Raw genomic sequence first — 21,982 nt, 5'->3', positions numbered from 1 at the left:
ACCATGTCGGCGATGCATTCGCAGCGCGCGACCGGTCGACTTCTTCGCCAGGCGAGAGAGCTCGCCCGGTTCGACTGACCGCGCGACCTCTCTCGCCGTCCCACGGCCGGAGAGGTCACCGCTCCCAGCACGACGAACAGAGACCTCCCGGCCCCCACCCGCCGGAGGAATCACGTCATGCCGAGGATGCCCGTCCACAAGTACCGCCCGTTCCCGCAGGTCGCGCTCGCCGACCGGCGCTGGCCGTCGCGCCGCATCGAGCGCGCGCCCCGCTGGTGCTCGGTGGATCTCCGCGACGGGAACCAGGCGCTCGAGGATCCGATGGGGCCGGAGCGCAAGCGGCTGCTGTTCGACGCGCTGGTGCGCGCGGGCTTCCGCGAGATCGAGGTGGGCTTCCCGTCCGCCTCCCGGCCGGAGCGGGAGTTCGTCCGCGAGCTCGTCGAGCGCGGCATCCCCGACGGCGTGACCATCCAGGTGCTCACGCAGGCGCGCGAGCACCTCGTCCGCGCCACCTTCGACGCGATCCGCGGCGCGCCGCGCGCGGTCGTGCACCTCTACAACTCGACCTCGGAGCTGCAGCGGCGCGTCGTGTTCGGCAAGGACCGCGCCGGGATCCGCCAGATCGCCGTGGACGGGACGCGCCTCGCGCGCCAGCTGGCGGAGGAGCTGCCGGAGACCGAGGTGATCCTCGAGTACACGCCGGAGAGCTTCACCGGCACCGAGCTCGACTTCGCCGCCGAGGTCTGCGAGGCGGTGATGGACGCGTGGGGCGCCTCGGCGGAGCGGCCGGTGATCCTCAACCTGCCGGCGACGGTGGAGATGTCCACGCCGAACGTGTACGCGGACCAGGTCGAGTGGTTCGGGCGGCACGTGCGGGGGCGCGAGCGCTACGTCCTGTCGGTGCACCCGCACAACGACCGCGGCACCGCGGTGGCGGCGGCCGAGCTGGCGGTGATGGCCGGCGCCGACCGGGTGGAGGGCACGCTGTTCGGGAACGGCGAGCGCACCGGCAACGTGGACCTCGTGACGCTCGCGCTCAACCTGCACACGCAGGGCGTGGACCCGGGGCTGGACCTCGCCGACCTCGACGCGCTGGTCGAGGTGGCGGAGCGGGCCACGCGGATGCCGGTGCACCCGCGCCACCCGTACGCGGGCGCGCTCGTCTACACCGCCTTCTCCGGCTCGCACCAGGACGCGATCAAGAAGGGCTTCGCCGCGCTCCGGCGCACGGACGGCGAGCGCTGGGAGATGCCCTACCTGCCCATGGACCCGGCGGACGTGGGCCGCACCTACCAGGCGGTCATCCGGGTGAACAGCCAGTCCGGGAAGGGCGGGGTGGGCTGGGTGCTGGAGGAGCACGGCGGGATCAGGCTCGGGCGCGAGGAGCTGGTCCGCTTCGCGGCCGTCATCCAGGGCATGGCCGAGGCGCGCGGCACCGACCTCACGCCGGCGGAGATCCTGGAGGTGTACGCGCGCACGCACGGCGGCGCGCCCGGCGCCCGCGCGGTCGCGCAGGGATGACGCGGCGGAGCGCGGCGCGGGCGGTTATGTGTCGCCCCGCCGCGCCCCTCCGGCGCGCCGGAGGCATCGCATGGAGCAGCGCAAGCTGGGCACGCAGGGGCTCTCGGTCTCGGCCGTGGGGCTGGGCTGCATGGGCATGAGCGACTTCTACGGCGGCGCGGACGAGCGCGAGTCCGTCGCGACCATCCACCGCGCGCTCGAGCTCGGCGTCACCTTCCTCGACACGGCCGACATGTACGGTCCGTTCAAGAACGAGGAGCTGGTGGGGCGGGCCGTCCGGGGCCGCCGCGACCAGGTGGTGGTCGCGACCAAGTTCGGGAACGAGCGCCGCGCCGACGGCGCCTTCGTGGGCATCAACGGGCGGCCCGAGTACGTGCGCGCGGCCTGCGACGCCTCGCTGCGGCGGCTCGGCGTGGACCACGTGGACCTCTACTACCAGCACCGCGTCGATCCCACCGTGCCGATCGAGGACACCGTGGGCGCCATGGCCGGCCTGGTGAAGGACGGCAAGGTCCGCTACCTCGGGCTCTCCGAGGCGGCGCCCGCCACCATCCGCCGCGCGCACGCGGTGCACCCCATCTCCGCGCTCCAGACCGAGTACTCGCTGTGGAGCCGCGACCCGGAGGACGAGCTGCTGCCCACGCTGCGCGAGCTCGGCATCGGCTTCGTGCCGTACAGCCCGCTCGGCCGCGGCTTCCTCACCGGCCGGTTCCGCTCGCCCGACGATCTCCCCGAGGGCGACTTCCGGCGGACCTCGCCGCGCTTCCAGGGCGAGAACTTCCAGCGCAACCTCGACCTGGTGGACCGCATCCGCGAGATGGCGAGCGCGAAGGGCGTCTCGGCGTCGCAGCTCGCGCTGGCCTGGGTCCTCCGGCGGGGAGAGGACGTCGCGCCCATCCCCGGGACCACCACCCGCCGGCACCTCGACGAGAACGTGGCCGCGGCCTCGATCCGGCTCACGCCCGAGGAGCTCGCCGCCATCGACCAGGTGGCGCCGAAGGGCGCGGCCGCTGGCGAGCGCTATCCGCCGTCGGGCATGGTGCGGGTGAACCTCTAGCGTTCGGTCACCGCGTGGCGTTCGGTCACCGCGCGTCGGCGCCGGCGTCGATGCCGGCGCCGAGGCCAAGCTCGCCGGCCAGCTCGGCGAAGCGGGTCGCGAACGCCGGCCCGCGCGCCTCGTCCTCGTGCTTGAAGTACGCGTACGCCTCCGTCCAGGGCTGCGCCGCGATGGCGTGCAGCGCCGAGCGCAGCGCGGCGTCGCCGTACTCGGTGCGCCGGAGGCGCAGGTAGCCGAACGCGGCGGTCGCGGCGAGCGGGGTGGAGTCCTCGTCCGCGTCGGTGATGCACAGCGCGGCCCCGGCGTCGGCCAGCGTCGCCCGCACCGCGTCGGCGTGCCAGCTCGGGTGGCGCAGCTCGAAGGCGAACCGGCCGCCCCGCGGCAGCAGCGAGAGGAAGTCCCGCAGCAAGCCGAGGTCGAGCCGGATCGAGGGCGGGAGCTGGAACAGGATCGGACCGAGGGCCGGGCCGAGCTCCGCCGCCGCGCGGAGGAACCAGGCGAGCGCGGCGTCGGCGTTCGCGAGCTTCAGGCGGTGGGTGATCCGCTGGGGCGCCTTCAGCGAGAAGGTGAAGCCGGGCGGGACCGCCGCGCGCCACCCGGCGAGCAGCTCGGGGCCGGGCATCCGGTAGAACGTGTTGTTCACCTCCACCGTCCGCAGCCGCGCCGCGTAGGCGGGGAGCATCTGCGCGGTGGGGAGGCCCGCCGGGTAGAACGTCCCGCGCCAGGCCGGGTAGCTCCAGCCGCTCGTGCCGGTGAGGAGGCGCACGCGTGGGATCTGCACACGCGCCGCGTGAAGTGCCCGTCCGGTTGGGGGCGCAGCGGCCGGCGAGCGCCCGCCCGTACACCCGCCGTCAGGGCTCCCTCGACGCAGCGTCCGGGCGCACATTCCAGCGTCCCCCGCCCCGGGCGTTCGAGCGGGTTCCCCGCATGTGAGGGAACCCCGTCGGACGCTCCATCGCGGGTCAGCCCGCCGTACGGTGTCCCCCATGTCCGATCCCCTCGAGCTCACGCCCGTCCAGCGCCTGGTCCTCGCGTTCTGGGCGCTGTTCGCCGTCCTCTTCCGGCCCGACGTGGCCCGCGCCGTCCACATGCTCCGCGTGACGCAGGGTGCGCAGGGGCTGCCGCCCCCGCCCGCCGGTCCGGAGCCGTGGCACGCGGCCCCTCCGCCCGTCGCGGCGCCGCCCGCGCCGATGCCGACGCCGCCGGAGCGAGCCCCCGCGCCGCCGCCCGCGGCCGCGGCGCCTCCGTCCACGCGCACGCCGGCCGCCGAGCCGGCGAAGGCGGGCCCGACCGGCCCCATCCCGCCCGCCGCCGCTCCGACGCCCGCGCCCGCGAAGCCCGCCGCGGCCGAGAGGCCGGCGCCCGAGAAGCCCGCGCCCGCGGCCGTCCGCGCGCCCGAGCCTCCGCGCGCCGACCCGCGCGCCCCGGCGCTCCAGCTCCTCGCCGCGCTCCAGCGCGAGGGGCGGCTGGTGGACTTCCTGGAGGAGGACCTCACCGGCTTCCCCGACGCGTCGATCGGCGCGGCGGCGCGCACCGTTCACGCAGGGTGCAAGCGGGCCATCGAGGCGATGTTCCAGCTCGAGCCGGTGTTCCGCGAGGCGGAGGGCGCGCGGGTCACCGTCGCGCCCGGGTTCGACGCGGGCGCGATCCGCCTGAGCGGCAACGTGGTCGGCCAGCCGCCGTTCCAGGGCGCCCTGCGCCACCACGGCTGGCGCGCGCGCGAGGTGAAGCTGCCGCCGCCGCCGGACGGCAAGGACCTGACCGTCGTGGCGCCGGCCGAGGTCGAGCTGTGAGGAACGGCTGATGGCGGACGCGCCGCTCGCGGTCGGGATCGACCTCGGCACCACCAACTGCGCCATCGCGTGGTGCGCGGTGGAGGCCGGCCCGGGGCCGGACGGCGGGCGCGCGGAGCCGCTCGCGGTCCCGCAGCTCGTCCGGCCGGGCGAGGTGGAGGCGCGCCCGCTCCTCCCGTCGTTCCTGTACCTCCCGCACCCGGCCGAGCTGCCGCCCGGCGCGGCCGCCCTGCCGTGGGCGCAGGGCGGGGCGGCGGACGCGGGGGCGGAGATCGTGGGCGAGCTGGCGCGCGACCTGGGCGCGCAGACGCCCATCCGCCTGGTGTCGTCCGCGAAGAGCTGGCTCTCGCACCCCACGCTCGACCGGCGGGCCGCGACGCTCCCGGCGGCCGCCCCGCCGGAGGTCCCGCGCGTCTCGCCGGTGGAGGCCGCCGCGCGCTACCTCGCGCACCTGCGCGCGGCCTGGGATCGCGAGGTGGCCGCCGGCGATCCCGCCCGCGCGCTCGCGGCGCAGCGGGTCACGCTGACCGTCCCGGCCTCGTTCGATGCGGTGGCGCGCGAGCTGACGGTCGAGGCGGCGCGCCTCGCCGGCCTCCCGCAGGTGGTGCTGCTGGAGGAGCCGCAGGCCGCGCTCTACGCCTGGGTGGAGGCGATGGGCGAGGGGTGGCGGAAGGCGGTCCGCCCCGGCGACCTGGTGCTGGTGGTGGACGTGGGCGGCGGCACCACCGACCTCTCGCTGGTCGCGGTGGTGGACCGCGGCGGCGACCTGGGCCTCGAGCGCGTCGCGGTGGGCGACCACATCCTGCTCGGCGGCGACAACATGGACCTCGCGCTCGCGCACGCGCTCGCCGGCAGCCTCGAGCGCGAGGGGCGCACGCTGGATCGCTGGCAGCTGCTCGCGCTCGGGCACTCCGCCCGGCGCGCCAAGGAGGCCATGTTCGCGGATCCGTCGCTCGAGGAGCTGCCGGTGGCCATCCCCGGGCGCGGGTCGTCGCTGGTGGGCGGCGCGCTGCGCACCGCGCTCCGCCGCGCCGAGCTGGAGGCGGTGCTCACCGACGGCTTCTTCCCCCGCGTGGACGCGGCCGCCCGGCCGCAGGCGCCGCGCCGCGCCGCGCTCACCACGCTCGGCCTGCCGTACGCCGCGGACCCGGGCATCACCCGCCACCTCGCAGCGTTCCTCGCCCGCCACCGCGCCGCGCTGGGCTCGGGCGGCCACGCCGAGGTCCCGCTGGCGGGCGGCGCGTTCCTCCACCCCACCGCGGTGCTCTTCAACGGCGGCGTCATGAAGGCGGCGCCGCTCGCCGCGCGCGTGGTGGAGGTGCTGGCGGGCTGGCTCGCCGGCGAGGGCGCGCCGCCCCCTCGCGTGCTCCCGGCCGCCGATCTCGACCTGGCGGTGGCGCGCGGCGCGGCGGTGTACGGCCGCGTCCGCGCCGGCCACGGGATCCGGATCCGCGGCGGCACCTCGCGCGCGTACTACGTGGGCGTGGAGGCGTCGATGCCGGCGGTGCCGGGCGTCGCGCCGCCGCTCCGGGCGGTGTGCCTCGCGCCCATGGGCATGGAGGAGGGCACGCGCGCGGAGCTGCCGGGCGAGCCGCTCGGGCTCATCGTGGGCGAGCCGGTGGACTTCCGCCTGTTCAGCTCCTCGGTGCGGCGCGAGGACCGGCCCGGCGACGTGGTGGAGGACGCCGGGTCGCTGGAGGAGGGGCCGCCGGTGACCGCGACCATCGCGGCCGGCACCCGCCCGGCGGGCGAGGTGGTGCCGGTGCGGCTGCACGCGCACGTCACCGAGATCGGCACGCTGGAGCTGGAGTGCGTCGGCCCCGACGAGCGGTGGTCGCTGGAGTGGAACCTGCGCCAGGCGCCGGGCGCCGGCGGCGAGCAGGCGCCGGCGGCCCCGCCCGCCTGATCCGGCGCGCCATGCCCGGCCCGCGCCACGTCGTCGGCATCGATCTCGGCACGGTCAACTCCGCGCTCGCCTCGGTGGACCTCGCGCGCGAGGGCGATCTCGCCGAGGCCGTCGAGGCGCTCACGATCCCGCAGCTGGTCCGGCCGGGCGAGGTCGAGGCGCGGCGGTTGCTGCCCTCCTCGGCGTACCTGCCCGGCCCGGAGCTGCCGCCAGCCGCCACCCGGCTGCCCTGGGGCGAGCGCGCCATCGTGGTGGGCGAGCTGGCGCGCGAGCAGGGCGCCCGGGTGCCGGGGCGGCTGGTGGCCTCGGCGAAGAGCTGGCTCGCGAACCCGCGCGCCGACCGCACCGCGCCGATCCTGCCCTGGGGCGCGCCGGAGGGCGTGCCGCGGCTCTCGCCGGTGGCCGCGTCGGCGCTGTACCTCGGCCACCTGCGCGACGCCTGGGAGGCCGCCCACCCCGGCGCCCCGCTGGCCGAGCAGGACCTGACGCTGGCGGTGCCCGCGTCGTTCGACGCCGCCGCGCGCGAGCTCACGCTCGCGGCGGCGCGCGAGGCCGGGCTGCCGCGCGCGGCGCTGGTGGAGGAGCCGCAGGCCGCGTTCCACGACTGGGCCTCGCGCCACCGCGCCGACCTGGGCGCGGCGCTGGGCCTCCCGGGCGGCGAGGGCGCCGCGCTGGTGCTGGTGGTGGACGTGGGCGGCGGGACGACCGATCTCACGCTGGTGCGCGCCGAGGTGCGCGACGGGCGGCCCGCGCTCACCCGCATCGCGGTGGGCGACCACCTGCTGCTCGGCGGCGACAACGTGGACCTGGCGCTGGCGCGCGCGGTGGAGGGACGGCTGGGCGGCCGGCTGGAGCCGGCGCGCTTCGGCGCGCTGGTGCAGGCCTGCCGGCTCGCGAAGGAGCGGCTGCTCGCGGCCGGCGGCCCGGAGCGCGTCCCGGTGGCGGTGGCCGGGCCGGGGAGCCGCCTGGTCGCGGGCGCGGTGTCGGCGGAGCTGTCGCGCGAGGAGGTCCGGGCGCTGGTGCTGGACGGCTTCTTCCCGAGCGTGGCCCCGGGGGATCGCCCGCGGCGCGCGCCGCGCACCGCCGGGCTGGCGGAGCTGGGGCTGCCCTACGAGCCGGACCCCGCGGTCACCCGCCACGTGGCCGCGTTCCTGGCCCTGCACGCGGCCGAGGCGGGCGCCGCCGCGGGCGGGCAGGCGCGGCCGGACGCGGTGCTCCTCAACGGCGGCACCTTCGCCGCGCCGGAGGTGCGCGCGCGGCTCGCCGAGGCGGTGTCCGCGCTGTTCCCCGGCGCGCCCCCGGTGCGCGCGCTCGCGAGCCCCGCGCTCGACCTCGCCGTGGCGCGCGGCGCGGCGCTCTCGGCCCTGGCGCGGCGCGGCGTGGGCCTGCGCATCGGCGGCGGCACCCCGCGGGCGTTCTACGTCGGCATCGCCGCGCCCGAGGGCGAGCGGGCGCTCTGCGTGGTGCCGCGGCACGCCGAGGAGGGCACGCGCGTCGCCGTGCCGCGCACCTTCCGGCTGGCGCTGGGGCGGCCGGTCCGGTTCGCGCTGCTCGCGTCCTCGGCGCCGCGGCTGGAGGGGCCCGGCGACGTGGTGGAGCCGGGCGAGGACCTGGTGCCGCTGCCGCCCGTCGAGACCGTCCTCTCGGCGCCAGGCCAGGGCGACGCCGAGGTGCCGGTGCGCCTCGAGGCGGTGCTGACCGAGATCGGGACGCTCGAGCTCTGGTGCGCCGCCACCGACCGCGACGCGCGCTGGCGCCTCGAGTTCTCGCTGCGGGCGGCGGCGGGCGCCGCCGAGGCGGGCGGGCCGGACCGCCCTGCCGAGACGTCCGCCGTGCCGCGCCGGCTGGAGGAGGCGCGCGCGCTCGTCGAGCTGTTCTTCGGCAAGAAGGCGGCGGTGGAGCGCAAGGAGGTGAAGGGCCTCTTCCGCGCGCTGGAGAAGGTGCTCGGCCCGCGCGACGGCTGGTCCACCCCGGTCGTGCGAGACCTGTGGGCGGCGCTGCACGCCGGGCGCGGGCGGCGGCGCCGCAGCGCCGACCACGAGCGCGCCTGGCTCCAGCTCACCGGCTTCTGCCTGCGCCCCGGCTTCGGCGCGCCGCTCGACGCCTGGCGGGCCGCGGAGACGTGGAAGGCGTTCGGGGAGGGGCTGCAGTACCAGGGCGACGCGCGCGCGTGGGCGGCGTGGTGGATCACCTGGCGGCGCATCGCCGGCGGCCTCGACGCCGGCGCGCAGCGACGGCTGCTCGAGACGGTGCGCCCGTTCCTCCGGCCGCGCGACCCGCGCCGCCCGCCGCCGAAGGTGGCCGGGGTCCGGCCCATGGCGGAGGACGAGATGGTCCGGCTCGCCGGCAGCCTGGAGCGGGTCGATCCGGCCGAGAAGGAGGAGCTCGGCGGGTGGCTGCTCGCGCGCGCCGAGGCGGAGGGGCCGGCGCCGCACCTGCTCTGGGCGCTGGGCCGGCTGGGCGCGCGCGTCCCGTTCCACGCCAGCGTGCACCAGGTGGTCCCGCCCGCCGCCGCCGAGGCCTGGATCGACCGGCTGCTCGCGGCCGCGCCGCCGCGCGAGGTCGCGTTCGCGCTCGCCCAGCTGGCGCGCCGCAGCGGCGATCGCGCCCGCGACGTGGGCGACGCCGCGCGCGCGCGGGCGCTGGCCGCGCTCGCGGCGGCCGGGGTCCCGGACGAGCAGGCGCGGCTGGTGCGGGAGGTGGTGGAGGCGAGCGCCGAGGTGGAGCAGCGCATCTTCGGCGAGAGCCTGCCGGCCGGGCTCCGCCTGGCCGGCGACGAGGAGGGATGAGCGGGATCGGCCGGAGGCCCGCCCGCCGGCCCGCCTCCGGGGTAGGATGCGCGCCATGGTTCGCATCAGCTGGCCGCTCGCGCTCCTGCTCGCGGTGGTGATCGCGGTCGTGGCGCGCCAGCCGCGGCTCATCGTGCCGATGCTGGTCGTGCTCGGCGTCTGGTACCTGGTGGAGACCGCGCGCGGCCGGCGGCGCTGAGGCGCCGGGCCGGGCACGGCGGCCACCCGTCCGCCCGTGGCCCGCGCGCCCGCTCCCCCGCCCGCAGCGCGCGGGGCCGGCCCCGCGTCCTCCACCCGCGTGACCATCTTCAGCGGGCGGGGGGGATCGGCATGCGGCTGCCCGGCAACGGCATGAGCTGGAAGGAGTTCGGCAAGGGGCTCTACCAGGAGCTCGGCCACGACAACGTCACCGACCTGGCCGCCACGGTCACCTACTACGGCGTGCTGGCGCTGTTCCCGTTCCTGCTGTTCCTGGTGGCGCTCGCGAGCGTGGTGATCACCCCGGCCCAGGCGCAGGCGCTGGTGCACCAGCTCGCGCAGGTGGCGCCGGGCGAGGTCACGAAGATCGTCGGGGATCGCATCCAGCAGCTGGGCGCGCAGCAGAACGTCACGCTGCTCGGCTTCGGCGCGCTCGGCGCGCTCTGGGCCGCCTCGGGGGCCACGCTCGCGCTCATGCGCTCCCTGAACACCGCCTACGACGTCAAGGAGTCGCGGCCGTTCTGGAAGGTGCGGGCCATCGCGCTGCTCATGACCGTGGTGGCGGGGGTGCTCGCGCTGGCGGGCGCGGTCGCCGCCGTGGCCACCGAGCCGATCGCGAACGCCATCGGCGGGAGCGCGGGGGCGGCCATCCTCTGGCTTCGCCTCCCGTTCGCGGCGCTGGTCATGATGTCCCTGTGGGCCCTGCTCTACTACGTGCTGCCCGACGTGGAGCAGCAGTTCAAGTTCATCACCCCTGGCTCGGTGTTCGGGGTGGTGCTCTGGGTGCTCGCCTCGTGGGGGTTCGGCAAGTACGTCGCGAACTTCGGCCACTACGACAAGACCTACGGCTCGATCGCCGGCGTCATCGTGCTGCTGTTCTGGATGTGGATCTCCTCCCTGGTCCTGCTGGTGGGGGCGGAGATCAACGCGCTCATCGAGCACCGCTCGCCCGAGGGGAAGCGCGAGGGCGCGAAGTCCATGCAGGACACCGGGATCGGCCCGGTGGCGCGCGCCTCCGCGCCCGACGGGCCGGCCCGGGTCGCCCCGGCCCCCTTGCGCGCACCGCCCAGGCGGCGCCGGGTGGGGGGCCTGACCGCCCTGGTCGCCGGCCTGGCCGCGGGGATCCTGATCGGCCGCCGGGAGGCGTGACCGCCGGCCGCGCCCGTCCGGCGTCACCGCACCGGCGCGAACCGGGCTACAATCCCGCGCCCCCGCGGCCCTCCGGCCCGGACCCCACGCCATGGAACCGACCGCGCCCGCCCCGACGCCCGCCGCCACCCGCAACACCGAGTCCACCGCCAAGATCGTCTACGTGCTGTACCTCCTGTCGTTCGCGGCGGGCATCACCACGCTCATCGGCGTGGTGATGGCGTACGTCAACGAGGGCGACGCGCCCGAAGGGCTGCGCACGCACTACCGGTTCCAGATCCGGACGTTCTGGATCGGCCTGCTCTACGCCGTGGTGGGGGGCTTGCTCACGATCGTGGGGATCGGCGCGCTCATCCTGCTGTTCGTGGCGGTCTGGCTGGTGATCCGCTGCGTCAAGGGCCTGAAGTGGCTGGACCAGCGCCAGCCCGTGCCGAACCCGGCCACCTGGCTCTGGTGACGCAGCGCCGCCTCCCCCGGGCGGCGCACGCGCGCCGCGGCCGGTGCGGCGGAGCATCACCTGGTCTAGGCTCTGCGCATGGCGGCCCGCCCGAAGCTCCGCATCGGCGTCTCGTCCTGCCTGCTCGGCCAGCAGGTCCGCTACGACGGCCAGCACAAGCGCGACGCGTTCCTCACGGACGTGCTGGGGCCGTTCGTCGAATGGGTGCCGGTGTGCCCGGAGCTGGAGCTGGGCCTGGGGGTGCCGCGCGAGCCCATCCGCCTGGTGGGCCGGTCCGCGGCCCCGTCGCTGGTGGCCGAGCGGAGCGGGCTGGACCACACCGAGGCCATGCGCCGCTTCGCGGAGCGGCGCGTGGCGGAGCTCGCCCGCGAGGACCTCTCCGGCTACGTGACGAAGAAGGACTCGCCGTCCTGCGGCATGGAGCGCGTGCGCGTCCACCCGCCGAAGGGCGGTCCGCCGCGGCGCGAGGGGGTGGGCGCGTTCGCGCGCGTGCTGATGGAGGCGTTCCCGCTCCTGCCGGTGGAGGAGGAGGGGCGGCTGAACGACCCGGTGCTGCGCGAGGGGTTCGTGGAGCGCGTGTTCGCGTACGCGCGCTGGAAGGAGGCCGTGGCCGCCGGCATGACCCGCGGCGCGCTGGTGGCGTTCCACACTGCGCACAAGCTGACGCTGCTCGCGCACAGCCCCGCCGCGTACCGGGCGCTGGGCGCGCGGGTGGGCGGCCTGCGCAAGGGGACGATCCGCGCCGAGGTCGAGGCGTACGGCGCCGGCCTCATGGCGGCGCTGAAGGTGCCCGCCACCCGCGGCCGCCACGTGAACGTGCTGCAGCACGCGGCCGGCTACCTCCGCGACCGGCTCCCCGCGGCGGACCGCAAGGAGCTGGAGGAGAGCATCGCCGACTTCGGGCGCGGGCTGGTGCCGCGCATCGTGCCGCTCACGCTGCTCCGGCACCACGTGCGCAGCCAGGGCCTGGAGTACCTCGCCGGCCAGGTGTACCTCGACCCCGATCCCAAGGAGCTGATGCTCCGGAACCACGCGTGAGCCGCGGCGTGCCCGTCCCCGCGGAGCGGATCCGCGCCCTGAACGCCGCGCCGCTGCGGCCGGAGCGGGCGTTCGTGCTGCACTGGATGACGAGCGCGCGGCGGACCCGCTCCAACCCGGCGCTGGAGCGCGCGGCGGAGCTGGGGCGCGCGCTGGGGCGGCCGGTGCTGGTGCTCGAGCCGCTGCGCTGCGGCTACCCGCACGCGAGCGACCGGCTGCACGCGTTCCTGCTGGAGGGCATGCGCGACAACGCCGCGGCGCTCGCCGGGCGCGCGCTCTACCACCCGTGGGTGGAGCGGCGCGCCGGGGAGGGCGACGGGCTGCTCGACGCGCTCGCGGCGCGCGCCTGCGCCGTCATCGCGGACGACTTCCCCACCGGCTTTCCCGCCGCGGCGATCGGCGCGGCGGCGGCGCGCCTCGACGTGCGCCTGGAGGCGGTGGACGCGAGCTGCGTGGTGCCGTTCCGGCTCGCCGGCAAGGACTTCCCCACCGCGCACGCCTACCGCCGCCACCTCCAGCGCGCGCTGCCCGCCTGGCTGGATCGGCTGCCGGCGGAGGACCCGCTCGCGGGCGTGCCGCCGCCGGGCGGCGCCTCGGTGCCGGCGGAGATCCGGCGGCGCTGGCCGGCCGCCCGCGCCGCGGAGCTGGCTCGCCCGGCCGCGCTCGCCGCCGCGCTGCCCATCGACCACCGCGTCCCGCCCGCCGGCCGCGGCGGGAGCGTCGCGGCCCGTCGCCGGCTCTCCGCGTTCCTCCGCGACGGGCTGGACGCCTACGCCGAGCGCCGGAACGCGCCGGACGAGGCGCGCGGCGCGAGCGGGCTCTCGCCCTGGCTCCACTTCGGCCACCTCGGCAGCTTCGAGATCCTGCGGGCGGTGCTGCGGCGGGAGGGCTGGACCCCGCCGCCGGTGGCCGCGCCGGCCCGCGGCGCGCGCGCCGGCTGGTGGGGACTGTCCGCCTCCGCCGAGGCGTTCCTCGATCAGCTCCTCACCTGGCGCGAGCTGGCCTTCGTCACCTGCGCGCACGTCCCGGAGCACCGCGCGTACGCGTCCCTCCCGGCCTGGGCGCGCGCCACCCTGGCCCGGCACGCCGCCGACCCGCGGCCGGCGGTCTACGCGCGGGCGGCGCTGGAGGCCGCCGAGACGCACGACCCGCTCTGGAACGCGGCGCAGCGCCAGCTCCTGCGGGAGGGCGTGGTGCACGGGTATCTCCGGATGCTCTGGGGGAAGAAGATCCTGGAGTGGAGCGCGACGCCGGAGGAGGCGCACGCGACCCTGCTCGAGCTGAACGACCGCCACGCGCTGGACGGCCGCGACCCGAACTCGGTCGCGGGCATCGCCTGGTGCCTCGGCCGCTACGACCGGCCCTGGGGGCCGGAGCGGCCGGTGTTCGGCACCGTCCGATACATGTCCTCCGCGAACACCGCCCGGAAGTGGCCGGTGCGCCGGTACCTGGAGCGCCACGGACCGTGAACGCCGCGCGGCACCCCTCCCGACGGGAGTGGCGCGGGCCGGTCGCGGGGCGGAAGGATGCTCGGATGCGCCCAGTCCAACGCACCGTGCTGGTGACCGGGGCGACCGGCTTCGTGGGGAGCGCGCTGGTGCCGGCGCTCGCCGCGGCCGGGCACCGGGTCCGCGCCACGAGTCGCCGCCGCCGCGCCGGGCCGGGCGGGACGGTGGACTGGATGGCGGTGGACGTCCGGCGGCCGGACGACCTCGAGCGCGCGCTGGAGGGCGTGGACGCGGCGTACTTCCTGGTGCACGGGATGGCCGCGGGCCGGGGAGACTACGTCGAGGAGGAGCGCCGCACCGCCGCCGGCTTCGTGCGGGCGGCGGCGCGGGCCGGGACGGGGCGCATCGTGTACCTGGGCGGCGTCGCGCCGCAGGGAACGCCCTCCCGGCACCTCGCCAGCCGCCTCGCGGTCGGGGAGGTGCTGCGCGCCGGGCGCGTGCCCGCCCTGGAGCTGCGCGCGTCGATGATCGTGGGCGCGGGCAGCGCCTCGTGGCAGGTGGTGCGCGACCTGGCGATGCGCCTGCCGGTCATGCTGCTGCCGGCGTGGGCCCGTTCGCGCACCTGCCCGGTCTGGATCGGCGACGTGGTGGGCGCGCTGGTGGCCGGGATCGACCTGCCGCTGCCGGCGAGCGCGGTTCACGACCTGCCCGGCCCGGACGTGCTGGAGGTGCGGGAGATCCTGGAGCGGGTGGCGGCGCTCCGCGGGCGGCGCCTGCCCGCCGCCCGCGTGCCGCTGCCGGTGCCGCGCGTCTCCATGCTCTGGCTGAAGCTGATCTCCGGCGCGGACTGGCGGGTGGTGCGCGAGCTGGTGCAGGGGCTGGCGACCGACCTCCTTCCGCGCGATGCCCGCTTCTGGCAGCTCGCCGGGCTGCCCGCGCCGTTGCCGTTCGACGAGGCCGCGCGCCGCGCGCTGGCCGGCGAGCCCGCCGGAGAGGGGCTGCGGGGCGCGATGGCGGCGCTCGAGGAGGCGCTGGTGGACCGCTGCGCGCCGCGGCTCGGGCCGGTCAGCCCGGGGGAGCCACGCTCGCGATGAGCACGCTCCAGACCGCGTGGGACACGAGCGCCGGCACCAGGCTGCCCCGCCAGGCCGCCAGCGCGCCCCACGCTGCGTAGGTGGGCAGCGCGGCGAGCGCGAGCAACCCCTCGCCGGTCGCGAGCGCGAGCGCGGCGGCGAGCGCCGTCGCGGCCGCCACGGCCCGCGCCGGCCCGAGCCGCGGGGTGAGCCGCGCCTGCACCAGCCCACGCCAGAACGCCTCCTCGGCCGGCGCGACGGCGAGCGCGAGCGCCAGCCCGGGCCCGAGCGCGCGGGTGCGGAACCGCTCGAAGATGGCGGCGGTGGGCGCGCACAGCGCGTCGGTGGCCCCGCCGCAGCCCGCCCACAGGAACGCGCGCGCCCCGGCGTAGAGCACGCCCGCCACGGCGAGGCCCAGCAGCACGTCGGTGCCGCGCGGACGCAGCCTGGCCCGCAGCCCCGGCGGCGCGCCGGCGAGGGACAGGGCCATCCAGGCGACGGCGAGTGGCGTGGCCCAGGAGAAGAAGCGGGGCGGGCTCGCCGCCACCAGCAGCGCCCAGCCCAGCGCCGCGAGCACCGCCGCCGTCGTCCAGGCGCGGTCGCCGGTGCCCCGCCCGCCGGACGCCTCGCCGGGCGGCCGGTGGCCCGCTGGCGTGGTATCTGTGGGCATCCGCGCCACATTACCATCCGCGCCGCACGCTCCACGAAAGGAAGGGACGCCCATGGCCACCATGTCGTCGGTGAACCCCGCCACCGGTGAGGTGCTCGCCCGCTTCGACGAGATCACGGACGCCGAGCTGGAGCGGCGGCTCGCGCTCGCCGCCGCGACGTTCCGGTCCTGGCGCCGGGTCCCGATCGCCGAGCGCGCGCAGCGCATGCGCCGCGCCGCCGAGGTCCTGGAGGCGCGCAAGGACGCGCTCGGCCGGACCATGACGCTCGAGATGGGCAAGACGCTCCGCTCGGCGGTGGCCGAGGCCGAGAAGTGCGCCTGGGTCTGCCGCTTCTACGCCGAGCACGCGGAGCGGTTCCTGGCCGACGAGGTGCTCCCCTCGAGCGCGGCGCGGTCGTTCACCCGGTGCCTGCCCGTCGGGCCGGTGCTGGCGGTGATGCCCTGGAACTTCCCCTTCTGGCAGGTGTTCCGCTTCGCCGCCCCGGCGCTCATGGCCGGCAACGTCGGCGTGCTGAAGCACGCCTCCAACGTGCCGCAGTCGGCGCTCGCCATCGAGGCGGTGTTCCGCGAGGCCGGGTTCCCGGAGGGCTGCTTCCAGACGCTGCTCGTGGGCTCGTCGCGCGTGCAGCGCGTCGTGGAGGACCCGCGCATCGCGGCGGCCACCCTCACCGGCAGCGAGGGCGCGGGCAGCGCCGTGGCGTCCGCGGCGGGCCGGGTGATCAAGAAGACCGTGCTGGAGCTGGGCGGCAGCGACGCGTTCGTGGTGATGCCGTCCGCCGACCTGGACGCGGCGGTCGCCACCGCGGTCACCGCCCGCACCATCAACAACGGCCAGTCCTGCATCGCCGCGAAGCGCTTCGTGGTCCACGAGGCCGTCTACGACCGGTTCGAGCAGGCGTTCGTGAGGCGCATGGCCGCGCTGAAGGTGGGGGATCCGCTCGACGCGGGCACCGACGTCGGCCCGGTGGTGAGCGAGGCGGAGCTGAAGAAGCTCTCGGAGCAGGTGGACGCCGCGGTGAAGGCGGGGGGCCGGCTCCTGCTCGGCGGCGCGCCGGCGGGCGGCCCGGGCTTCTACTACCCGCCCACGGTGATCGCCGACGTGCCGCCCACCTCGCCGTCCTACCGCGAGGAGATCTTCGGCCCGGTGGCGCTGCTGTTCCGCGCGCGCAACCTCGACCAGGCGATCTCGATCGCGAACGACGTGCCGTTCGGCCTGGGCTCGAGCGTCTGGACCCGCGAGCCGGCCGAGCGCGACCGCTTCGTGGACGAGCTGGAGGCGGGCGCGACGTTCGTGAACGCGATGGTCGCCTCGGACCCGCGGCTGCCGTTCGGCGGCGTGAAGCGCTCGGGGTACGGGCGCGAGCTGGCGCGCGAGGGCATCCGCGAGTTCGTCAACCTGAAGACGGTGGTGCTGCAGGACGCCGCCGCCGCCGCCGGCCAGCCCGGCGCCGCGATGGAGTAGCGTCAGGCGTCCGTCGCGGCGACGAGCAGCGCCGAGTCCTCCAGGTCCTCGCCGGCGGGGCCGAGCAGGTCCACCCCGTTGCGGGCGAAGCGCCGCGCCGCGGCCGCCGCGCGCCGGCCGCGCCCGGCGTCGAGCGCCCACTGCGCGTGCGCGGCGAGGTGGGCGAGCGCGAGCGTCCGCCCGAGCGTGAGCGCCAGGCGGCGCGCGCCCGCCTCCCGCAGCTCCGGCGCGTCGCCTCCCGCGAGCGCCGCCCGCGCCCGGGCCAGCGCGCCGGTGGCCGCCTGCACCGCCGGGCGGAGCGACGGGTCGCGCGCCTGCGAGAGCCGCTCCTGGATCTCCGCCGCGAGCGCCTCGGCCGCGCCCTCCGCCGCGAGCGCGCGCTGCGCCTCGAGCGCGAGGACGTTGGTGGTCCCCTCCCAGATCGGCAGCACCTGCGCGTCGCGCAGCAGCCGCGGCAGGCCGGTGTCCTCCACGTAGCCGGCGCCGCCGAACGCCTCCACCGCGTCCGAGGCGACCGCCACCGCCTGCTTGCCGGTGGTGAGCTTCGCGAGCGGCGTCACCGCGCGGAGCAGCGCCCGCGCGCCCGGGTCGGCCTCGCCCGCCTCGGCGCGGCCGAGCAGCTCCACCGCGCGGAACGCGAGCAGGAACCCGGCCTCGCGCTCGGCCTCGAGCCCTGCCAGCGTGTCGGCGTGGAGCGGGCGCGCCCGCAGCGGCGTCCCGAAGGCGCGCCGCCGCCCCGCGTAGTCGCGGGCCAGCGCCACCGCGCGCGCCATGTACGCGGCCGCGACGAGCGCGTTCCAGGTGCGGGTCACGTTCAGCATGGGGGTGATCGCGCGGACGCCGCCGGACGTCCCCGCCACCGGCTGCGCGAGCGCCCCCTCCAGCGTCAGCTCGGCGGTGGGGAGCTTGCGCGTCCCGAGCTTGTCCTTCAGCCGGTTCACGAGGATCCCGTTGGAGGCGCCGTCCGGCCCGCGCGTCTCCAGGTAGAACAGGGCCAGGCCCGCCGAGCCCGGCGGGTTGCCCTCGGGCCGCGCCAGGGCGAGCGCCATCTCGGCGGTGGTGGCGGAGCTGAACCACTTCGTGCCCCAGAGCCGGAACGCCTCGCCGTCGCGGCGGGCCACGGTCTCCGTGCCCGACACGTCCGAGCCGCCGGCCCGCTCGGTCATCCACTGTCCGCTCGTCCACATGCGCGCCGGGTCGCGCGAGGTGAGCCGCGGGACGGCCCGCTCCACCAGCGCCCGCGGGGCGAGGTCGAGCAGCGTGCGCGCCGCCCCGTCGGTCATGGCGAGCGGGCACGCGTACACGTCCATGGACGGCTCGAGCAGGTACACCATCGCCAGCTGGTGCACGCGCGAGTGCGGGCCGTGGCGCCGCTCGTAGGCCGCGGCCACCAGCCCGTGGCGCGCGGCGAGCCGGGCCGCCTCGCGCCACAGCGGCGTCGGCTCGATGCGATCCACGCGCCGACCCCAGGGATCCCACTGCACCAGCGTGGGCTCCACCAGGCGCTCCGCGAGCTGCTGCGCTGCGAGCGGGCCGGAGGCGAGCGCGCCCAGCTCGCGCAGCTCCGGGGAGATCGCGGACAGCACGTCGGGCGGCAGCGTCCTCGCGAGGTACTCCTGCAGGAGCGGGTCGGCGTCGAAGGCGTGCGGCAGGACCGGGGGATCCTGGAGGAAGTCGGTCATGCTGAGCCGATAACGCGGGACGGAGGGCGGGGCAGCGCCAGGGCCGGACGCCCCCTCTGCGCGCGCCCGAAAGGAACCGCATCGGCCCCGGGAGAGCCTGCTAAGGGTGGGGGCTCGGCGGGAGGGGGATTCACGGTGCGTCCATCACAGGACCGGCTCCGGCTGGAGCGGCTGGAGCGCCTGCAGGAGGTGACCGCCGCCCTGGGCGCCGCGGCGTCGTCCAACGCCGTGGCCGGCGCGCTGGAGCGCCTCGCGCTGCCGCTGCTCCGCGCGAGCGCCGCGGCGATCTTCTGGGAGCGCGCGCCGGGCGAGCTGGAGCTGGTGCACGCGGTGGGGCTGGACCCGGCGTTCGCGACGCGCCGCCGCGTGATCCGCGCGGACGAGCGGCTCCCCAGCGCCGACGCGTACCGCACCGCCGCCGCGGTGTGGGTGCGCACCGGCGCCGAGCTGCGCGATCGCTTCCCCGGGCTCGGCCCGGCGGACGGCGCCGACCTGCCCGGCGCGTTCGCCGCCATCCCGCTCGCGACCGACCGCTCGCGCGGCACGCTCGCGCTCCGCTTCGACGAGCCCCGCGCCTTCGAGGCGGAGGAGCGCGCGCTCGTCACCGCGGTGGCCACGCAGTGCGGGCTCTCGATGGAGCGGGCCCGCCTGCACGAGGCGCAGCGGAGGCAGGCCGAGCGGCTCCGGCAGATCTTCTCCACGACCGCGTCGCTCTCTGGCGCGGCCACGCCTGGCGCCGTCGCGGACGCGGCGTTCCGCGGGCTCGCGGCCATCGGCGCGGTCGCCGGCGAGCTGCACGCGCTCGAGGCGCCGGACCGGCTGGTGCGCGTGGCGCGGCACGGGCCGGACCCGGAGGCGGAGCCGGACGCCCCCGGGGCCCCCGCGCCGGCCGCCGACGTCGTGCGCAGCGGGAAGGCGCTGTGGCTCGAGACGCCCGAGGCGATCGACGCCAGCTTCCCGAACCTCGAGGCCGGTCGGCGGGCGCGGGGGGAGGGCGCGTGGGCCGTGGTCCCGCTCCTCGCGCGCGGCGAGCCGCTCGGCGCGATCTCGATCGCGTTCCCGGGGCCGCACCGCTTCGACCCCGACGATCGGCTGTTCGTCCGCATGCTCGCCGTGCCGTGCGCGCAGGCGCTCGAGCGCGCGCGGCTGTACGAGGCGGCCGAGCGGATCCGGAGGGAGGCGCAGTGGAGCGCGGCCACGCTGGACGCGATGTTCGCGTCGCTGCCGGTGGGGCTCGGGCTGCTCGATCGCGCCATGCGGTACGTGCGCGTGAACGGCCGGCTCGCGCGGCTGAACGGCCTGCCGGTCGAGGCGCACCTCGGGCGCAAGCCCGCCGAGCTCCTGCCCGGCCTGCCCGGCGCGCAGCTCGCCGCGGCGTTCGGCCGCGTCGTGGAGGGCGGGGGGGCGTTCGAGGAGGTTGTGGTCGGTGAGCTGCCCTCGGAGCCGGGTGCGACGCGGCGCTTCCGGGCGACCTGGTTCGCGGTGTCCGTGGCCGGGGAGGTGGTCGGGGCGGGCGTCATGGTGCGGCAGGAAGGCGAGGGGTAGCCCGGGGCGCCCGCGGTCCCGCGGGCAAGCGACAGGGACCGTTGCTTGCGCCGCGCGCGACCGCGCCGGTAGGATCCGCGCGTGAAATTCTCCTGCGACCGGTGCGGCAAGCGGTACGCGACCGCGGACACGCCCATCCCGGGCCGCGTGTACAAGCTCAAGTGCCGCGCCTGCGGGCACGTCATCGTGCTGAAGGGCCCGGCCGCCGACGCCCCGGCCAGCGCGCCGCCCCCCCGCCGCGCCGCCGTCGCTCCCGCGCCGCCGCCCGCGCCCACGCCGGTGCCGACCGTCACGGCCGTGGAGATCCCTCCCCAGCCGCCGGCCGACCCCGCGCCCGAGCCTCTCCCCCCGCTCGAGGCGCCGCCGCTGGAGCCGCTGCTCCCGGAGCCGTCCGGGGCGAACGCCGGGCCGCCCGCCCTCGCGGTGCCGCCTCCCGCCCCGCGCGCCGAGCCCGAGCCCGCCGACGCCGGCTACGTCGATCTGTTCGAGGAGGGGTCGCTCGGGGACGGCACCGGCCTGCCGCTCGCCCGCGGCCCGCGCTCCGGCCCGCCGCCCTCCGGCGACGAGGCGAGCGGGGAGCTGCCCGCGCCGCCGCCCCAGCCCGCAGCGCCGCCGCTGCCCACGCCGCGCGTCCCCGACCTCCCCCGGCCACCCACCGAGCAGCGCGGCGCGCCGCTGAAGCTCATCGGGCTCGGCGTGCTGGTGATGCTCGGCATCGTCGCCGTGGCCGTGTGGCGTGGGACCGGGCGCACCGCGCCGTCCCGTCCGCCCGCCCCCGCGAGCGCGCCCGCCGCGAAGGCCCCCGAGGCCGCTCCCGCGTCGCCCGCCCCGGCGCCCGTCACGCCGCAACCTCCGCCCGGCGCGGCAGCCGCACCCGGCACCGAGGCCCCCGCAACCGCGCCCGCGCCCGAATCCGCCCGCCCCGCCGCCGAGCCCCAACGCCCATCCCGGGCGCCGGCATCAGCCCCCGCCGCCGACGCCGGCGAGGCGTCCGGCAGCCTCACCCCCGAGCGCATCCAGCAGGTGATCGCGACCTCGCGTCCCCGGTTCGACGCGTGCCTCGCCGAGGCCCGGCCCGGCCGCGGGCTGGCGCTGGATGGACGGACCGTGAACCTGCGCGTCGCCATCACGCCCGCCGGCGCCGCCACCTACCCGACGTTCGACGACGTGACGATCGGGTCCACCGAGCTCGGCGCCTGCCTGAAGGCCGCCGCGCGCCAGATGGCGTTCCCGCGGTTCGAGGGCGAGCCCGTGCGGATCGAGGTGCCGATCACGCTGCCGCGCCGGTAGGCCGTACCCGCCCCGTCGCCGCGGGGCGTAGGGGTCCACCACGCGTTCGCCGAGGATCCGCCGCGCCTCCTCGAGGTTGTGGCCACGGCAGCGGATGCGGAGGTTGCCCGCCGTGGAAGCCCCGCCGCGGGCTCGCGGGACGACGTGATCGAGCTCGAGCCGGTGCGTGGAGCCGCAGACCTCGCCGGACGCGAGGACGAAGGTGCACCGCCCACCGTCGCGGGCCCACGCCGGCGACGGTGGTGGCGCCTGCCGCGGACCCGATTCTGTTTCGGGCGCCCGAACCAAGTGCACCCGCCCGGGTCGAGCCCGCGGGCCACTCAGAGTCCGCTCGCAGTGAGCCTGTCGAACTGCGAGCTGCGACCCCTGCCGCAGACCGCCCGCACCGGCACGATGACCTCGCGCCGCGGCCGGTTTTCCACGGGCCGGATCGAAGCAGCCACCTCCGTCGCATCCCGGCTCGACAGCCCGTAGAACCGCGGCAGGATCTCCGCGCAGTTGTCGGCCGTCACCACCTTCGCCAGCTCGCAGACCGACGACAGGCACAGCTTGCCGTCCCGGAGCGCGTCCTCCACCGCCGGGTAGCGCTGGACCAGCTCCGCCGCCGTCTTCCGGTACTGCGCCGCGCCGGCCGAGAGCCCCAGCTCGCGCCGCAGGAACGAGAACAGCGACGTGTGCCCCCGCGCCCGCCACAGCCCCCGCCGGTCGAACTCCGCCAGCGCGACGAGGAGCTCCGCCATGGCATGCCGCTCGGAGCGGAGCAGGGAAACGAGACGCTTCGTGAACTCGGCTGCGTTGTCCATGCACGAAGCATCGCACGCGGATCTCGCCTGCGTAAAACGCACGAGAATGGCCCAGGACCGGCGATCGCCACGAGGGCCTCGCGACCCCTCGGCTCGCTTTT

17 protein-coding genes and 1 pseudogene are annotated in these 21,982 nt (G+C 77.4%); 14 read left to right on the top strand and 4 right to left on the bottom strand.

The window, feature by feature from the left end; translation table 11 throughout:
* Positions 1–177: 177 nt before the first annotated feature.
* Both ADEH_RS15705 and ADEH_RS15700 read left to right on the top strand, forming a co-directional pair.
* The gene (locus ADEH_RS15705) at positions 178–1,521 is read left to right on the top strand and encodes a 2-isopropylmalate synthase (protein WP_011422088.1); all 1,344 of its coding nucleotides are present in this window, start codon (positions 178–180) and stop codon (positions 1,519–1,521) included.
* A 70-nt stretch (positions 1,522–1,591) separates the two neighbouring features.
* Positions 1,592–2,578 (top strand): aldo/keto reductase, encoded by a 987-nt coding sequence (locus ADEH_RS15700; RefSeq protein ID WP_011422087.1) that lies wholly within the window; start codon positions 1,592–1,594, stop codon positions 2,576–2,578.
* A 25-nt stretch (positions 2,579–2,603) separates the two neighbouring features.
* On the opposite strand, the gene ADEH_RS15695 is transcribed toward ADEH_RS15700, so the two are convergent.
* Positions 2,604–3,344, bottom strand: a complete 741-nt coding sequence (locus ADEH_RS15695) for a DUF72 domain-containing protein (protein WP_011422086.1) — start codon at positions 3,342–3,344, stop codon at positions 2,604–2,606.
* A 220-nt stretch (positions 3,345–3,564) separates the two neighbouring features.
* Here ADEH_RS15695 and ADEH_RS15690 point away from each other — a divergent pair, with 220 nt between their 5' ends.
* The 9 genes from ADEH_RS15690 (at position 3,565) to ADEH_RS15655 (ending at position 14,450) form a co-directional block, all read left to right on the top strand.
* A complete protein-coding gene (locus ADEH_RS15690; RefSeq protein ID WP_041453598.1) occupies positions 3,565–4,371 on the top strand; it encodes a DUF2760 domain-containing protein in 807 nt (268 codons plus the stop codon).
* A 10-nt stretch (positions 4,372–4,381) separates the two neighbouring features.
* On the top strand, positions 4,382–6,277 hold the full coding sequence (locus tag ADEH_RS15685) for an Hsp70 family protein (protein ID WP_011422084.1): 1,896 nt from the start codon (positions 4,382–4,384) through the stop codon (positions 6,275–6,277).
* A gap of 11 nt (positions 6,278–6,288) precedes the next feature.
* The gene (locus ADEH_RS15680) at positions 6,289–9,066 is read left to right on the top strand and encodes an Hsp70 family protein (RefSeq protein WP_011422083.1); all 2,778 of its coding nucleotides are present in this window, start codon (positions 6,289–6,291) and stop codon (positions 9,064–9,066) included.
* A gap of 55 nt (positions 9,067–9,121) precedes the next feature.
* Positions 9,122–9,265, top strand: a complete 144-nt coding sequence (locus tag ADEH_RS23305) for a hypothetical protein (RefSeq protein WP_198133785.1) — start codon at positions 9,122–9,124, stop codon at positions 9,263–9,265.
* A gap of 131 nt (positions 9,266–9,396) precedes the next feature.
* Positions 9,397–10,413: a YihY/virulence factor BrkB family protein gene (locus ADEH_RS15675; RefSeq protein ID WP_011422082.1), complete on the top strand. Its 1,017-nt coding sequence runs from the start codon at positions 9,397–9,399 to the stop codon at positions 10,411–10,413.
* 91 nt (positions 10,414–10,504) lie between these two features.
* On the top strand, positions 10,505–10,870 hold the full coding sequence (locus ADEH_RS15670) for a DUF4870 family protein (RefSeq protein ID WP_011422081.1): 366 nt from the start codon (positions 10,505–10,507) through the stop codon (positions 10,868–10,870).
* A gap of 78 nt (positions 10,871–10,948) precedes the next feature.
* Positions 10,949–11,908: a YbgA family protein gene (locus ADEH_RS15665; protein ID WP_011422080.1), complete on the top strand. Its 960-nt coding sequence runs from the start codon at positions 10,949–10,951 to the stop codon at positions 11,906–11,908.
* Between the two features lie 8 nt (positions 11,909–11,916).
* Positions 11,917–13,377, top strand: coding sequence for a deoxyribodipyrimidine photo-lyase (locus ADEH_RS15660; RefSeq protein ID WP_041453908.1), 1,461 nt, complete (start codon positions 11,917–11,919; stop codon positions 13,375–13,377).
* Positions 13,378–13,442: 65 nt separating this feature from the next.
* Positions 13,443–14,450, top strand: coding sequence for an NAD-dependent epimerase/dehydratase family protein (locus ADEH_RS15655; RefSeq protein WP_011422078.1), 1,008 nt, complete (start codon positions 13,443–13,445; stop codon positions 14,448–14,450).
* Here the strand turns inward: ADEH_RS15655 and ADEH_RS15650 are convergent.
* A complete protein-coding gene (locus ADEH_RS15650) occupies positions 14,422–15,099 on the bottom strand; it encodes a CPBP family glutamic-type intramembrane protease (protein WP_011422077.1) in 678 nt (225 codons plus the stop codon). The genes ADEH_RS15655 and ADEH_RS15650 overlap by 29 nt on opposite strands.
* Positions 15,100–15,151: 52 nt before the next feature.
* On the opposite strand from ADEH_RS15650, the gene ADEH_RS15645 reads away from it, so the two are divergent.
* Complete coding sequence (locus tag ADEH_RS15645; protein WP_011422076.1) at positions 15,152–16,561, top strand: NAD-dependent succinate-semialdehyde dehydrogenase; 1,410 nt, start codon at positions 15,152–15,154, stop codon at positions 16,559–16,561.
* Between the two features lie 2 nt (positions 16,562–16,563).
* Here the strand turns inward: ADEH_RS15645 and ADEH_RS15640 are convergent, their stop codons facing one another.
* Positions 16,564–18,243, bottom strand: coding sequence for an acyl-CoA dehydrogenase family protein (locus ADEH_RS15640; protein WP_011422075.1), 1,680 nt, complete (start codon positions 18,241–18,243; stop codon positions 16,564–16,566).
* Positions 18,244–18,378: 135 nt separating this feature from the next.
* On the opposite strand from ADEH_RS15640, the gene ADEH_RS23125 reads away from it, so the two are divergent.
* Together ADEH_RS23125 and ADEH_RS23715 are read left to right on the top strand one after the other, a co-directional pair.
* A complete protein-coding gene (locus ADEH_RS23125; RefSeq protein ID WP_011422074.1) occupies positions 18,379–19,788 on the top strand; it encodes a GAF domain-containing protein in 1,410 nt (469 codons plus the stop codon).
* Positions 19,789–19,869: 81 nt separating this feature from the next.
* Positions 19,870–21,078 carry a zinc-ribbon domain-containing protein gene (locus ADEH_RS23715; protein ID WP_011422073.1) on the top strand — a complete coding sequence of 403 codons (1,209 nt, stop codon included), beginning with the start codon at positions 19,870–19,872 and terminating at the stop codon, positions 21,076–21,078.
* Between the two features lie 377 nt (positions 21,079–21,455).
* Here the strand turns inward: ADEH_RS23715 and ADEH_RS23530 are convergent.
* A pseudogene (locus ADEH_RS23530) lies at positions 21,456–21,881 on the bottom strand (DUF222 domain-containing protein); the annotation flags it as partial.
* Positions 21,882–21,982: the final 101 nt, after the last annotated feature.

Origin of the sequence: Anaeromyxobacter dehalogenans 2CP-C (assembly GCF_000013385.1) — a bacterium.
Taxonomy (GTDB): domain Bacteria; phylum Myxococcota; class Myxococcia; order Myxococcales; family Anaeromyxobacteraceae; genus Anaeromyxobacter; species Anaeromyxobacter dehalogenans_B.
Note: the sequence above shows the minus strand (reverse complement) of the source record. Positions and strands in the feature narration are given on the sequence as shown.